The following is a 13,550-nucleotide window of genomic DNA, read 5'->3' as shown; positions in this document are numbered from 1 at the left end:
ACCGAGAACGATAGCGCCGTCAGCGGGCGGGCCCGCGGGCAGCCGCCGTGGCCGCCCAGCGGCCCTCGTCGCGAGTGATCCGGATCGGGTGCCGGAAGCACGCGCTGACCAGTTCGGTGGTCAGCACCTCGGCCACCGGGCCGGCGGCGACGGTCTCGCCGTCGCGCAGCAGCAGGGCGTGCGTGGTGCTCGCCGGCAGCTCCTCCAGGTGGTGCGTGACCAGCACGCTCGCCAGCTCGGGGTGGCGCAGCCGGAGGTCGTCCAGGCTGGCCAGGAGCTGTTCGCGGGCGGTCAGGTCCAGGCCGGTGGCGGGCTCGTCGAGCAGCAGCAGCCGGGGCGCCGGCATCAGCGCCCGGGCGATCAGGGCCCGGCCCCGCTCGCCCTGGGAGAGCGTCGGCCAGGGCGCCTCGGCCCGGTGGGCGATGCCGAGCGTCGCGATCAGCGCGTCGGCGTGCGCCGCCTGCTGTCCGGTCGGCTGCCAGCGCGGAAACAGCTCGATGCTGTTGGTCACCCCGGTCAGCACCACCTGGCGCAGCGTCAGCGGCGAGCGCAGCGGGTGCCGCGGGTTCACGTGCCCCAGGTACGAGCGCAGCTCGCGCAGGTCCACCCGGCCCAGCTGCCGCCCGAGTACCCGGACCTCGCCCCGGGTCGGGTGGCTGACCGCGCCGAGCAGGGCGAGCAGCGTGGTCTTGCCGGCCCCGTTGGCGCCGAGCACCGCCCAGTGCTCGCCGGGCAGGACCGCCATCGAGACCCCGCGCAGCAGGTACCGGCCGTCGCGGACCACGTCCACCCGCTCGGCCCGCAGCAGCGGTTCGGCGCCGTCCGCGGTCACTTGCACATGCCCGCGCTCTCGTCGAAGCCCTGGTTGTGGGCGGTGCAGTAGTCCTTGACGTCCTTCTTGAAGTCGTCGAAGGTGACCGCGAACCTGGTCTCCTTCGCGGACAGCGCCACGAAGTACGCCCAGTCGCCCGGCGTCGGGTTGAGCACCGCCTGGATCGCCTCGTCGCCCGGGTTGGCGATCGGCGTGGGCGGCAGGCCCTTGTTGACGTAGGTGTTGTACGGGCTCTTGTCCCCGTCCTTCTCCGCGACGGTGAACTTGGTCCGGCCCAGCTTGTACTGGAGCGTGGTGTCCAGCTGGAGCTTGCCCTGGGTCGCGGGCGTGTTCAGCCGGTTGTAGAGCACCCGGGCGATCTTGCCGAAGTCCGCGTCGTTGTTGCCCTCGGCCTGCAGGATGCTGGCCTCGATGAGCACCTCGTAGCCGCTCTTGAGGCCGATCTTCTGGGCGCCCTCGTCGAGCTTGAGGTCCTGGAAGTGCTGGACGGCCGTGGAGACCATCTGCTTCAGCAGCTCCTCGGGCTTCATCCCGTCGGCGATCGAGTACCGGGCCGGGAAGAGGAAGCCCTCGGGGTTGCCCTGCGCGTACGGCGGCAGGCCGAGCGAGGCCACCTGGGCCTTGGCGGCGTTCGCCGTGGTGCCCTTCTCCAGCTTGAGCTTGCCGTCGATCAGCGCGTAGATGTCCGAGGCCTTCTTGCCCTCGGGGACGACCAGCACGTTGCCGCCGGCCGAGTCCACCAGGTACTTCACCGCGGCCTCGCCGGACATCTGGTGGTGCATGGTGAAGAAGCCCGGCTGGATGGTGCCGGCCTTGGGGTTCTTGTTGAAGGCCGCGATGAAGGCGTCGGCGCTCTTCACCACGTCGGCCTCCTTCAGCGCCGCGCCCATGGCGGCGCCGGAGCCCGGCTTGATCTCGATGTTGACCGAGCCGGAGCCCTCGCCGGCGTAGTCCGGCGGCGGCCCGAAGTGGTTCTGGTAGAAGCCGTACCCCCACCAGCCGGCGCCGGCCACGCCGCCGAGCAGCACCAGGGCGACCACCAGGCAGGCGCCGCGGTTGCGGCGGCCGGCCTTCTTGCCCTTCTCCTTGCGCTTGCGCTCGGCGTCCCGGGAGGTGTCCTCCTCGGCGGCGCCGAAGAAGGACTCGTCCGTCGCCTCCGCGGGCTCCTCGAAGCCGAGTTCGGACTCGTCCTCCCAGTCCTGCGCCTGGGGCTCGGCCTGCGGGGAGTCCAGCGCGGCGGCCTCGGCCTCCCAGTCGATGCCGTCCGGTCCGGGGGCGGCGGCCTGCCGGCGCGCGGGCTGCTGCGGCACGGGCTGCGGCTGCGGCGCCGGTCGGGGCTGCTGCTGCACCTGCTGGGGCTGCTGCTGGTAGCCCTGTTGCTGCGGGGGCTGCTGGTACACCGGGGTCTGCGGCTGGCCGTACTGCGGCTGCTGGTAGCCCTGCTGGCCGCCGTACGAGCCGCCCTGCTGCGGCCAGCCCTGCTGCGGGTACGGCTGCTGCTGGGGCTGCTGCTGTTGCGGGTAGCCCTGCTGGGGCTGCTGCTGGGGGTAGCCCTGCTGCTGCCCGTACGGCCCGCCCTGCGGGTACCCCTGCTGCTGGCCGTACGGCCCGCCCTGCGGGGGCTGCTGCTGCCAGGCGCCCGGCTGGCCGCCGGGGTGGGGCTGCCCGTCGCCGCCCGGGGAACCGGGGTACCACGGCTGCTCGCCCTGGGGGCGGTAGCCCCCACCCTGATCAGTCATCGATCCCCTTAAGCGCCCCTGCGGCTGCGGCGGACCGCAGACGTATCGAACCGGCGTGCTAGGGACACGCCCGAAAGGAGACGTTACCGTACCGCAGCGTAGCCCCCGGCCGGGTGCCCGCCGCCCTCACGGGGAGGACGGCGCAGGTGAGGACGGATGCTGCGCGCTGTAGGCGTTGAAGTCCGCGACGTTCTTCAGGTGCTGTTCGGGACTGTCCGTGAACCTGGTGTCCCCCGGGCTGACCGTGACGAAGTAGATCCAGTCGCCCTCGGCGGGGTGGGTGGCCGCACGCAGGCCGTCCCGGCCGGGGTTGCCGATCGGACCGGGCGGCAGGCCCTTGTGCAGGTAGGTGTTGTAGGGCGAGTCCAGCTGGGTGTCGGTGGCGGTGGTGGTCAGGGTGGAGCGGCCCATCGCGTAGTTGATGGTGGAGTCGAGCTGCAGCGGCATGCCCTTGGCGAGCCGGTTGTAGATCACCCGGGCCACCTTGGCCATGTCGTCCGGGTTGTCCGCCTCCGCCTCCGCGAGGCTGGCGACGATCAGCGTCTGGTACGCCGACTGCCCTTCGGTGGCCACCACGCCACTCGCGTCGGCGGCCCTCCTGGCTTCCTTCACCATGTCCTGGAGCAGGCCGAACGGCGTGGTCTCGCCGGTGATCGGGTAGGTCGAGGGGTACAGGTAGCCCTCGGGGTTGCCGTGCGCGTCGGGCGGCAGGCCGAGCTCGCCGGAGCGCTGCTGGGCGACCGCCTGGGTGGTGCCGGCCGGCAGGTTCAGCCGGGAGTCCACCGCCGCGTAGATCTGGGTGGTCCGCCGGCCCTCGGGGATGGTCAGCGCGTTGGCGTTGCCGGGGTCGAGCAGCACGTTCAGCGCGGCGGCCGCCGCCATCCGCCTGTGCAGGGTGTACGTGCCGGGCTGGATCCGGTTGCCCGCCGGGCTCTTGGCCGCGGCCTCGGTGAACGCCCGGGTGCTGGCCACCACATCGTCCTTGACCAGCACCTGGCCGATCTGGGTCAGGGTGGCGCCCTGGCTCACCGAGACCTGGACCGTGCCGCTCCCGCTGCCGGTGTAGTCGGCCGCCGGCGGCCGGCCCTGGGGCCACAGCAGGTAGCCCGCCAGCAGCACCGCGCTCGCCACCGTGAACAGCGCCACCGCCGTGAGCAGGCAGGCCAACCCGGTGTGCCGGCGCCGCGGGTCCGGCGGCCGCGGCGGCTCCCCGCCGATCGGCACGTACGGCTCCGGGTCCAGCACGGGCGCGCCGAGGTGGCCGGAGGTGAGGCCGGGAGTGAGACCGGGGGTGATGAACGGGTCGGACACGGGAACCCTCGGGTCGGCGGCAGGCGGCGGGGAACGGCAAGGGGCCCGTACGGACTCGCGTCCGCACGGGCCCCATCCCGCACGCTAGGCCAGACCGATCAGCTGACCGGTTCGACGCTCTCACCAGGGGCGCGCCCGCTCACCCGTTCGGTCTCCAGGGCGCTCTGCAGGATCACCACGGCCGCGGCCTGGTCGATCACCGAGCGGCCCTTCTTGCTGCTCCGCCCGGAGGCCCGCAGACCCTGGCTGGCGGTGACGGTGGTCATCCGCTCGTCCACCAGGCGGACCTCGACCGGGGCGACCAGCGCCGCCAGCCGCCCGGCGTACGCCCGGACCTTGGCCGCCGCCGGGCCCTCCTTGCCGCTCAGCGAGCGGGGCAGGCCGACCACGATCTCGATCGCGTCGTACTCCTCGGCGATCTCCTTCAGCCGCGCCTGCGACCGGCCGCCGGCCGGGACCGTCTCCACGGGGGTGGCGATCAGCCCGTCGGGGTCGCAGGACGCGACCCCGATCCGGGCGTCACCCACGTCGACGGCGATCCGGCGGCCGCGGCGGAAGACCTTCTCCGGCTGCTCCTCCATCAGGCGGCGCGCTCCGCCACCAGGGCGCGGACCGCGGCGATCGCCTGGTCGACGGCGCCGGCGTCGGTGCCACCGCCCTGGGCGACGTCGTCCTTGCCGCCACCGCCGCCACCGAGCGCCTTGGCCGCGGCCCGGACCAGCTCGCCGGCCTTGGCGCCGCGCGCGCGGGCGTCCTCGTTGGTGGCGATCACGGTCAGCGGGCGGCCGTTGGCCACGGTGAAGGCGGCGACCACGGCCGGGCGCGAGCCCAGCCGCGAGCGGACGTCGAGGACCAGCTTGCGCAGGTCGTCGGCGCCGACGCCGTCCGCCACCCGGGCGGCCACCAGGGCCACCCCGCGGACGTCCTCGGCCGCGTCGGCGAGACCGGCCGCGGCGGCGAGCACCTTCTCGGCGCGGAACCGCTCGATCTCCTTCTCCGCGTCCTTGAGCTTGGCGAGCATGCCCGAGATCTTCTCCGGCAGCTCCTCCGGACGGCCCTTGACCAGCTCCTGGAGCTGCGCGACCACGGTGTGCTCACGGGCCAGGAACTTGTACGCGTCGACGCCGACCAGCGCCTCGACCCGGCGCACGCCGGAACCGATCGAGGACTCGCCGAGCAGCTTCACCAGGCCCAGCTGGGCGGTGTTGCCGACGTGGGTGCCACCGCACAGCTCCTTGGAGAAGTCGCCGATGGTGACCACGCGCACGGCGTCGCCGTACTTCTCGCCGAACATCGCGATGGCGCCGGCCTTGCGGGCCTGGTCCATCGTCATCACCTCGGCGGTGACCTCCAGCTCCCGGACCAGCACCTCGTTGATCTTCTGCTCGACGTCGGTCAGCACGCTGCCGGGCACGGCGGCGGGCGAGCCGAAGTCGAAGCGGAAGCGGCCCGGCGCGTTCTCCGAACCGGCCTGGGCGGCCGTCGGGCCGAGCGCGTCACGCAGCGCCTGGTGGGTCAGGTGGGTCGCCGAGTGGGCCCGCGAGACGGCCCGGCGGCGGTCGATGTCGATGGTGGCGTACGCGGACGCGCCGAGTGTCACCTCACCGAACAGCACCGCGCCGGAGTGCACGATCACACCGGGCACCGGCTGCTGGACGTCGCGGATCTCCACCACCGCGCCGGAGTCCAGCCGGATCCGGCCGTGGTCGGCGAGCTGGCCGCCGCCCTCGGCGTAGAACGGGGTCCGGTCGAGGATGAGCTCGACCTCGTCGCCCTCGCCGGCGACCGGCGCGGGCACGCCGTCCACCAGCAGGCCGACCACGGTGGCCTCGCCCTCGGTGGCGTTGTAGCCGGTGAAGACGCTGGCGCCGGAGGTGTCCGCCACCTCGCGGTAGGCGGCCACGTCGGCGTGGCCCATCTTCTTGGCCCTGGCGTCGGCCTTGGCCCGGTCGCGCTGCTCCTGCATCAGCCGGCGGAACCCGGCCTCGTCCACCTGCAGGCCCTGCTCCTCGGCCATCTCCAGGGTGAGGTCGATCGGGAAGCCGTAGGTGTCGTGCAGCTTGAAGGCCTGGTCGCCGGAGAGCACCGCGCCGCCGGACTTCTTGGTCTCGGTGACGGCCGCGTCCAGCAGGTTGGTGCCGCTGCGCAGGGTCTGCAGGAACGCGGTCTCCTCGGCGACCGCGACCGTCTCGATCCGCTTGCGGTCGGTCCCCAGCTCCGGGTACTGCGGGCTCATCGCCTCGATGGTGACCTCGGTGAGCTCCTTGGCCACCTGCCCGGTGGCGCCGAGCAGCCGCATGTTGCGGATGGCGCGGCGCAGGATGCGGCGCAGCACGTAGCCGCGGCCCTCGTTGCCGGGGGTCACCCCGTCGCCGATCAGCATCACCGCGGTGCGGAAGTGGTCGGTGACCACGCGCAGCGAGACGTCCGACCTGTGGTCGGCACCGTAGGTGTGGCCGGTCAGCTCGGCCGCCCGGTCGAGGATCATCCGGCTGGTGTCGATCTCGAAGAGGTTGTCGACGCCCTGCAGGATGGCGGCGAGGCGCTCGAGGCCGAGGCCGGTGTCGATGTTCCGGCTGGGCAGGTCGCCCAGGATCTCGAAACCGTCCTTGCCGTCGCCCTGGCCGCGCTCGAACTGCATGAAGACCAGGTTCCAGATCTCCAGGTAGCGCTCGCCGTTGACCGCCGGGCCGCCCTCCTCGCCGTACGCGGGGCCGCGGTCGTAGTTGATCTCCGAGCACGGGCCGCACGGGCCGGGGACGCCCATCGACCAGAAGTTGTCCTTCATGCCGAGCCGCTGGATGCGCTCGGCGGGGACGCCGATGACGTCCCGCCAGATCTTCTCGGCCTCGTCGTCGTCCTTGTAGACGGTGATCCAGAGCTTCTCCGGCTCCAGGCCGTAGCCGCCGTCGGCGACCGGCGTGGTGAGCAGCTCCCACGCCGACCTGATGGCGCCTTCCTTGAAGTAGTCGCCGAAGGAGAAGTTGCCGCACATCTGGAAGAACGAGCCGTGCCGGGTGGTCTTGCCGACCTCTTCGATGTCCAGGGTGCGCACGCACTTCTGCACGCTGGTGGCGCGCGTGAACGGCGGCTTCACCTCGCCGAGGAAGTACGGCTTGAACGGCACCATGCCGGCGTTCACCAGCAGCAGGGTGGGGTCATCGGCGACCAGCGACGCCGACGGAACGACGGTGTGGCCGCGCTCCTCGAAGAAGCGCAGCCAGCGGCGGCGGATCTCTGCCGACTCCATCAGTGGTCCTTCCGGTTGGGGCCTCCCGGCAGCTCGTCGAGCCGGCGGGAGGGCGAATCAAGGGCTTGGGGGGTGGTGCGGGTACTGCGCGACGGGGGCAGGGCGGCGGCCGGGGAGCCCGGGGCCGCCGAGATAGCTCGGTACGTCGGCTCGCCGCGCAGCGGGGCCCGGCGGCGCGGCGGCTCGACCACCGCGGTGCCGTCCAGGCCGAGGTCCGCGCGCAGTTGCTCCTCGCGCTCGACCATCCCGGTGCGGACGTCCCGGGCGAAGCGCTTGGCGGCGTCGCCCAGGTGCAGGGCGCCGCGCGCGGCGGTGCCGGACAGGCTGTCAGGGGTGAGCCGGTGCACGGCCTCGTTGGCCTTGTTCATGGCCCAGACGGTGGCGCCCGCGCCGACCGCCATCCAGAAGATGCGACGAACCATGGTTCAGCCCCTCACGGCTCGCCGGACCCGGCCCAGCAGCCCGCCGCCGCGCGGGGCGGCGGCCGCCCGCACCTCGGCGCGGATCAGCTTCGCCAGTGCCTCGCGCTCGGCCGCCTGCTGCGGCAGCGTCACCGCGCCCTGCTGCTTGCTGACGGCCTTTCGGACGCCGTAGCTGAAGGCCGCGACCTTGACCAGCGGGCCGCCGATGGTGGCGGCCACGGTCGAGGAGAGCGCGTTGGCGTTGGCGGCGGCGTCCTGCACGTTGGCGGTGATCTCGTCCACCCGCTCCAGCTGCTCGTTGGCGCTGCGGACCGCGCTGCCCGCGTCCACCAGCAGCGGCACGGCCTGCTCGGTCACGGCGGCGACCAGGACGGTGGCCTCCTTGAGCACCCGCGCCAGCCGGACCAGGACGACGGCGAGCAGCGTGACCAGCACCGCCCAGAAGACGGCCACCAGCAGGCCGGCCAGCTCTCCCACGGACACCGGTGCGCTCCCTCGCCTTGCCTCTTCAGCGGATCTTCCTCAAAGGTGAACCCTATCGCGGCCGACCGGCTTCGCCCGACCGGCTTTCCGGGAGCCGCGGCCGCCGGGGCCCGGGCCGCTCGCCCCGGCGCCGGGCGTGACCTCGCGCGGGCCGGGTCGTTGGGCCGGGTGGGCCCGTGCAGCGCGGGTCGCAGGGGCTCTCCGGGGTGCCCGTCCGGCCAGACAGGGGGCGGCAGTTGAGCAGCGAGCCGACGGTGGAGCGGAGCGGGGCCCCGGCGGGCCGGCTGCCCGCCGACGTGACCAGTTTCATCGGACGCCGCGCGGAGCTGGCCGCGCTGGCCGGGCTGCTCGCCTCGGCCCGGCTGGTGACGGTCACCGGGCCCGGCGGGGTCGGCAAGTCCCGGCTGGCGCTGCGCGGCGCCGCCGCGGCCGCCCGGGCCGGCCTCTTCCCGGACGGGGCCTGGCCGGCCGAGATCGGCGCCGTGCGCGATCCGCTGCTGCTCGGCCACGCGGTGCTGAACGCGCTCGGGCTCACCGACGCCACCGCCCGCCCACCGCTGGAGGTGCTGGTCGAGCAGCTGGCCGACCGGCGGCTGCTGCTGGTGCTGGACGGCTGCGAGCACCTGGTGGGCCCGTGCGCGGAGCTGGTCGACGCGCTGCTGCGGGCCGCCCCCGGGGTGCGGGTGCTGGCCACCAGCCGGCAGGCGCTGGGCGCGACCGGCGAGCACCTGCTGCCGGTGGCCCCGCTGGCGCTGGAGCCGGCCGCGGGCGGCGGGGCCGCCGACGCCGTCGCGCTCTTCGTCGACCGGGCGGCCGCGGTGCTGCCCGGCTTCGAGCTGACCGAGGCCAACCGGGCCGAGGTGGCCCTGCTCTGCCGCCGGCTGGACGGCATCCCGCTGGCGGTGGAGCTGGCCGCCGGCCGGCTGCGCGCGCTCTCGGTGGCCCAGCTGAACCTGCGCCTGGACGACCGCTTCCGGCTGCTCACCGGCGGCGCGCGGACGGCTCCGGAGCGGCACCGCACGCTACGCACCACGATCGGCTGGAGCCACGAACTCTGCAGCATGCAAGAACGTTTGCTCTGGGCCCGGCTCTCGGTCTTCGCCGGAGCCTTCGACCTGGAGGCGGTGGAGTACGTCTGCGCGGGCGGGGGCATCGAGGCCGAGGAGCTGCTGGAGCTGGTCGCGGAGCTGGTCGGCAAGTCGGTGCTGCTGCGCGAGGAGGGCCCGCACGGGGTGCGGTTCCGGATGCTCGACACCCTGCGCGAGTACGGCGGCTACTGGCTGCGGGCCGGTGGCGAGCAGCACCGGTTGCTGCGGCGCCACCGCGACTGGTACCTGGGGGTGGCGACCTGGGGCGAGGTGGAGTGGTTCGGGCCGCGCCAGGCGGAGACCGCCGAGCGGACCAGGCTCGCCCACCCCAACCTGCGGGCCGCGCTGGAGTTCTCGCTGGGCGAGCCGGGCGAGGAGCAGCTCGCCCTGGTGCTGGCCGGCACGCTGTGGTTCTACTGGGTCGGCTCCGGCCACCTCGGCGAGGGCCGGCACTGGCTGGACCGCGCGCTCGCGCTGGCCCCCGAGCCGACCGAGGCCCGCGCCAAGGCACTCTGGGTGACGGGCTACATGGCGATCCTCCAGGGCGACCTGGCCCGGGCCCGGCCCGCGCTGGAGGAGTGCCGCCGGCAGGCGCTGACCACCAGCGACGACCGGGCGCTGGCGTACGCGGTGCACCGGCAGGGCTGCGCGGCGCTGATCGGCGACGCCCCGGAGCGGGCGGCCGAGCTGTTCGAGGAGGCGCTGTGGCACTACAACGCGCTCGGCGAGCTGAACAGCAACGTCCTGATGGCGATGTTCGAGCTGGGCATGGCGTACCTGTTCCTCGGCGACGGCGACAGCGGCGAGGTGTGGATCGACCGGGTGCGCGAGCTGGCCGAGGAGCACGGCGAGCAGTGGGCGTACGCGTACGCGCTGTACGCGCTGGCCTACGCCCGCTGGTCGGCCGGCGAGGTACGGCGGGCCCGGGCGTACGCACGGGAGTGCGTCCGGCTGAACCACCTGTTCCGGGACCTGCTGGGGATCGTGCTGGCGATGGACGTGCTGGCGCTGCTGGAGACCGAGGGGCCGGACGGTGACCTGGTGGAGGCCCGGGTGCTGCAGGGCGCGGCGCACCGGATCTGGCAGGCCGTCGGCAAGCCGTTCTTCGGGTCCCGCTCGTTCAACGGGCCGCACCTGGAGTGCGAGCAGCGGGCCAGGGACGGGCTGACCGACCAGGAGTTCCACGAGGCGTTCCGGCTCGGCGGGCTGCTCGACCTGGACGCCGCCGTCTCCCGGGCGCTGGGCCGTGGCGGCCGGCCCGGTCCGGGGGGCCTGCCCGGCCCGCGCCCGGTGCGGCCCTCACCGGTGCCGGCGGGCTGACCCGGGCCGCGGGGCCCCGGACAAGGGCCGAGCCCCGCGGCCGGAAGGCCACGGGGCTCGGTGTGGTACTCGCTCGCGGGTCAGCGCGAGTAGTACTCGACGACCAGCTGCTCGTCGCAGATCACGGGGATCTCGCGACGCTGCGGCTGGCGGTCCAGGCGGAAGGCCAGCGCCTTCAGGTTGACCTCGAGGTACTTCGGGGTCTGGCCCTCGCCGGCGTTGCCGCCCTCGCGAGCCACCTGGAAGGGGGTCTTCTCCTTGGACTTGTCCTTGACGGTGACGACAAAGCCCGGCTTCATCTGGAACGACGGCTTGTTGACCTTGCCGCCGTTGACCTCGATGTGGCCGTGCACGACCATCTGACGGGCCTGGTAGATGGTGCGGGCGATGCCCGAACGCAGGACCAGGGCGTCGAGACGGGTCTCCAGCTCGGCGATGAGCGCCTCGCCGGTCTTGCCCTCGACCTTCTTGGCACGGTCGAACGCCCGCGCCATCTGCTTCTCGCTCAGGTCGTACTGCGCGCGCAGACGCTGCTTCTCGGTCAGACGGACCTTGTAGTCAGAGTTCTGCTTGCGGCCACGGCCGTGCTGGCCGGGCGGGTACGGGCGGGCCTCGAAGTACTTGACGGACTTCGGGGTCAGCGGGATACCAAGGGCACGAGCGATCTTGACCTTGGGACGCTTCTGGTTCGCCATGAACCAAACCTTCCTTGCTTTTCGAATACGGCTTCACCAGGTGTTGACGGAGGTCGCTCCTCGCGACCCGGAGAAAAACCACCCGCAGGGGTGGTCAGCCGCTCTCCGGAGCCGGGCACATCCGTGCATGCACACGAGAGGCCCACCGGCCGCGAAGGTGGTGGGCTGCCCGCGACACCGTGAAACGGTGCGCGACGCTCCATGGGCCGCTCCCGGAGGAGGGCCCGTTGGCCGGTGCCCCGCTGGTGCGGCCGGTCGGTCGGGTTCTCACCCGCCGCCGTGCCCGGGACATGGCACTCCGGGACAGTGTACAGGCGATCTCAGCCCGCCTGGTCCGCGCCCCCGTCGGGCTGCGACGGCTTCGGCGGCTGCTCCGCCGGCTGCTCCTGGGGCTGCCGGGCGGCGGGTCCGGGCTCGCCGCGCAGCCGGGCCCTGGTCCAGGCCACGGTGTCGGCGTACCGGGCCTCGGCGCCGCGCCGGGTCGGGGTGTAGTACTCCCGGCCGTGCACCGTGTCCGGCGCGTACTGCTGCGCGGCGATGCCCTCCGGCAGGTCGTGCGGGTAGCGGTAGCCCTGGCCGTGGCCGAGCTTGCCGGCGCCGCCGTAGTGGGCGTCGCGCAGATGCGGCGGGACGGCGCCGGCCAGGCCCTGCCGGACGTCGGCCAGGGCGGCGTCGATGGCCAGGTAGGCGGCGTTGGACTTGGGCGCGAGGGCGAGCGCGACCGCGGCCTGGGCGAGGATGATCCGCGCCTCCGGGAAGCCGATCAGGGCGACCGCCTGCGCGGCGGCCACGGCCGTCGACAGCGCCGTCGGGTCGGCCAGCCCGACGTCCTCGCTGGCCGAGATCATCAGCCGGCGGGCGATGAACCGCGGGTCCTCGCCGGCCTCGATCATGCGGGCCAGGTAGTGCAGGGTGGCGTCCACGTCGCTGCCGCGGATCGACTTGATCAGGGCGCTGGCGACGTCGTAGTGCTGATCGCCGTCCTTGTCGTAGCGGACCGCGGCCTGGTCCACCGCGGTCTCGGTGGTGGCCACCGTGATCCGCGGCTCGCCCTGCTCGAGCGCGGCGCCGGCCGCCGCCTCCAGCGTGGTGAGCGCCCGCCGGGCGTCGCCGCCGGCCAGCCGGACCAGGTGGTCCTCGGCCTCGGCGGTCAGCTCGACGGCGCCGGCCAGCCCGCGCTCGTCCTCCACCGCGCGCCGCAGCAGGGCCCGCACGTCCGCGTCGGTGAGCGACTCCAGGGTGAGCAGCAGCGAGCGGGACAGCAGCGGGGAGATCACCGAGAAGTACGGGTTCTCGGTGGTCGCGGCGATCAGGGTGACCCAGCGGTTCTCCACCGCGGGCAGCAGGGAGTCCTGCTGGGCCTTGGAGAAGCGGTGGATCTCGTCCAGGAACAGCACCGTCTCGCGGCCGGACATGCCGATCGCGCGGCGGGCGCCCTCGATCACCGCCCGGACCTCCTTGACGCCGGCGGTGATCGCCGAGAGCTCCACGAACCGGCCCTCGACGGCCTGGCTGATCACGTGCGCCAGGGTGGTCTTCCCGGTGCCGGGCGGGCCCCAGAGGATCACCGAGCTGGTCGCCGCCGGGCCGCGCGAGCCGGCCACCAGGCGCCGCAGCGGGGAACCGTCCTTGAGCAGCCGGCGCTGCCCGGCCACCTCGTCCAGGGTGCGCGGGCGCATCCGTACCGCCAGCGGGGCCCGGCCGGGCTCGGCGGCCTGGCGCTCCTCGGCGGCTGCGGTGAAGAGGTCCGGTTCTTCCACGCCTGAAGCGTATGCGAGCGGACCGACAGTTCGGGACCAGGTAGTTCGAATTTGAACGGGACGGCGTAGGCTGGTCGGACCACCTGGAAGGAGCAGTACGCCATGGCCGTACGCCGTCTCAACCACGCCGTGCTCTGGATCCGCGACATCGACCGCTCGGTCGAGTTCTACCGCGAGGTCCTCGGCTTCGGGGTCGACCACCTGATGCCCGGCCGGGCCGCGTTCCTCAGCGCCCCCGGCAGCGACAACGACCACGACCTCGGCCTGTTCGCGATCGGCGCGGACGCCCCCGGTCCCGAACAGGGCCGGGTCGGGCTCTACCACCTGGCGTGGGAGGTCGGCACCCTCGGCGAGCTCGCGGCGCTGGGCCACCGGCTGGCCGAGCGCGGCTCCCTGGTCGGCTCCACCGACCACCTGGTCTCCAAGTCCTTCTACGCCAAGGACCCGGACGGCAACGAGTTCGAGCTGATGTGGCGGGTCCCGAAGGCCGACTGGCCGGCCGCCGACTCCGCCGCCCGGCCCGGCCCGCTGGACCTCGCCGCCGCCATCGACCGCTGGGGCTCCGACCTGGCCACCGGCGCGGCGGCCGGGTCGGCCACCTGACGCGGGAGCGCGCTAGGTTCTGACCCGGATCATCGCACCGGGGGGAA

The 13,550-nt window shown here is 73.5% G+C and carries 11 protein-coding genes; 2 read left to right on the top strand and 9 right to left on the bottom strand.

The window, feature by feature from the left end; all coding sequences use genetic code 11:
• Positions 1-19: 19 nt before the first annotated feature.
• The 7 genes from ABT014_RS12115 to ABT014_RS12085 form a co-directional block, all read right to left on the bottom strand.
• A complete protein-coding gene (locus ABT014_RS12115; RefSeq protein ID WP_350638586.1) occupies positions 20-832 on the bottom strand; it encodes an ABC transporter ATP-binding protein in 813 nt (270 codons plus the stop codon).
• Positions 829-2,571 (bottom strand): endolytic transglycosylase MltG, encoded by a 1,743-nt coding sequence (mltG, locus tag ABT014_RS12110; RefSeq protein WP_350638585.1) that lies wholly within the window; start codon positions 2,569-2,571, stop codon positions 829-831. Before mltG (ABT014_RS12110) ends, ABT014_RS12115 begins: the two co-directional genes overlap by 4 nt.
• A gap of 126 nt (positions 2,572-2,697) precedes the next feature.
• The gene (gene mltG / locus ABT014_RS12105) at positions 2,698-3,882 is read right to left on the bottom strand and encodes an endolytic transglycosylase MltG (RefSeq protein WP_350638584.1); all 1,185 of its coding nucleotides are present in this window, start codon (positions 3,880-3,882) and stop codon (positions 2,698-2,700) included.
• Positions 3,883-3,980: 98 nt separating this feature from the next.
• Complete coding sequence (gene ruvX / locus ABT014_RS12100) at positions 3,981-4,463, bottom strand: Holliday junction resolvase RuvX (protein ID WP_350638583.1); 483 nt, start codon at positions 4,461-4,463, stop codon at positions 3,981-3,983.
• Positions 4,463-7,132 carry an alanine--tRNA ligase gene (gene alaS / locus ABT014_RS12095; RefSeq protein WP_350638582.1) on the bottom strand — a complete coding sequence of 890 codons (2,670 nt, stop codon included), beginning with the start codon at positions 7,130-7,132 and terminating at the stop codon, positions 4,463-4,465. Before alaS ends, ruvX begins: the two co-directional genes overlap by 1 nt.
• Entirely contained in the window at positions 7,132-7,554 is a 423-nt protein-coding gene (locus ABT014_RS12090) for a DUF6167 family protein (protein ID WP_350638581.1), read from the bottom strand. The genes alaS and ABT014_RS12090 overlap by 1 nt, the downstream gene beginning before the upstream one ends.
• Positions 7,555-7,557: 3 nt before the next feature.
• Positions 7,558-8,037 carry a DUF948 domain-containing protein gene (locus ABT014_RS12085; RefSeq protein ID WP_350638580.1) on the bottom strand — a complete coding sequence of 160 codons (480 nt, stop codon included), beginning with the start codon at positions 8,035-8,037 and terminating at the stop codon, positions 7,558-7,560.
• A gap of 236 nt (positions 8,038-8,273) precedes the next feature.
• Here ABT014_RS12085 and ABT014_RS12080 point away from each other — a divergent pair, with 236 nt between their 5' ends.
• Entirely contained in the window at positions 8,274-10,445 is a 2,172-nt protein-coding gene (locus tag ABT014_RS12080) for an ATP-binding protein (RefSeq protein WP_350638579.1), read from the top strand.
• 80 nt (positions 10,446-10,525) lie between these two features.
• Here ABT014_RS12080 and rpsD read toward each other — a convergent pair whose 3' ends face one another.
• Together rpsD and ABT014_RS12070 are read right to left on the bottom strand one after the other, a co-directional pair.
• Positions 10,526-11,140: a 30S ribosomal protein S4 gene (rpsD, locus tag ABT014_RS12075; RefSeq protein ID WP_350638578.1), complete on the bottom strand. Its 615-nt coding sequence runs from the start codon at positions 11,138-11,140 to the stop codon at positions 10,526-10,528.
• Positions 11,141-11,460: 320 nt separating this feature from the next.
• Positions 11,461-12,900 carry a replication-associated recombination protein A gene (locus tag ABT014_RS12070; RefSeq protein ID WP_350638577.1) on the bottom strand — a complete coding sequence of 480 codons (1,440 nt, stop codon included), beginning with the start codon at positions 12,898-12,900 and terminating at the stop codon, positions 11,461-11,463.
• 102 nt (positions 12,901-13,002) lie between these two features.
• On the opposite strand from ABT014_RS12070, the gene ABT014_RS12065 reads away from it, so the two are divergent.
• The gene (locus tag ABT014_RS12065; protein WP_350638576.1) at positions 13,003-13,503 is read left to right on the top strand and encodes a VOC family protein; all 501 of its coding nucleotides are present in this window, start codon (positions 13,003-13,005) and stop codon (positions 13,501-13,503) included.
• Positions 13,504-13,550 lie beyond the last annotated feature (47 nt).

This window comes from Kitasatospora sp. NPDC094015, assembly GCF_040304075.1.
Lineage (GTDB): Bacteria > Actinomycetota > Actinomycetes > Streptomycetales > Streptomycetaceae > Kitasatospora.
The sequence above is the reverse complement of the archived record's forward strand: the minus strand, read 5'-3'. Positions and strand labels throughout refer to the sequence as shown.

What these genes read in the sequence shown, in the direction of transcription:
- ABT014_RS12090 (WP_350638581.1), bottom strand. Translation starts at nt 7,554, where the DNA reads ATGGTTCGTCGCATCTTCTGGATGGCGGTCGGCGCGGGCGCCACCGTC.
- ruvX (WP_350638583.1), bottom strand. Translation starts at nt 4,463, where the DNA reads ATGGAGGAGCAGCCGGAGAAGGTCTTCCGCCGCGGCCGCCGGATCGCC.
- mltG (WP_350638585.1), bottom strand. Translation starts at nt 2,571, where the DNA reads ATGACTGATCAGGGTGGGGGCTACCGCCCCCAGGGCGAGCAGCCGTGG.
- alaS (WP_350638582.1), bottom strand. Translation starts at nt 7,132, where the DNA reads ATGGAGTCGGCAGAGATCCGCCGCCGCTGGCTGCGCTTCTTCGAGGAG.
- rpsD (WP_350638578.1), bottom strand. Translation starts at nt 11,140, where the DNA reads ATGGCGAACCAGAAGCGTCCCAAGGTCAAGATCGCTCGTGCCCTTGGT.
- ABT014_RS12065 (WP_350638576.1), top strand. Translation starts at nt 13,003, where the DNA reads ATGGCCGTACGCCGTCTCAACCACGCCGTGCTCTGGATCCGCGACATC.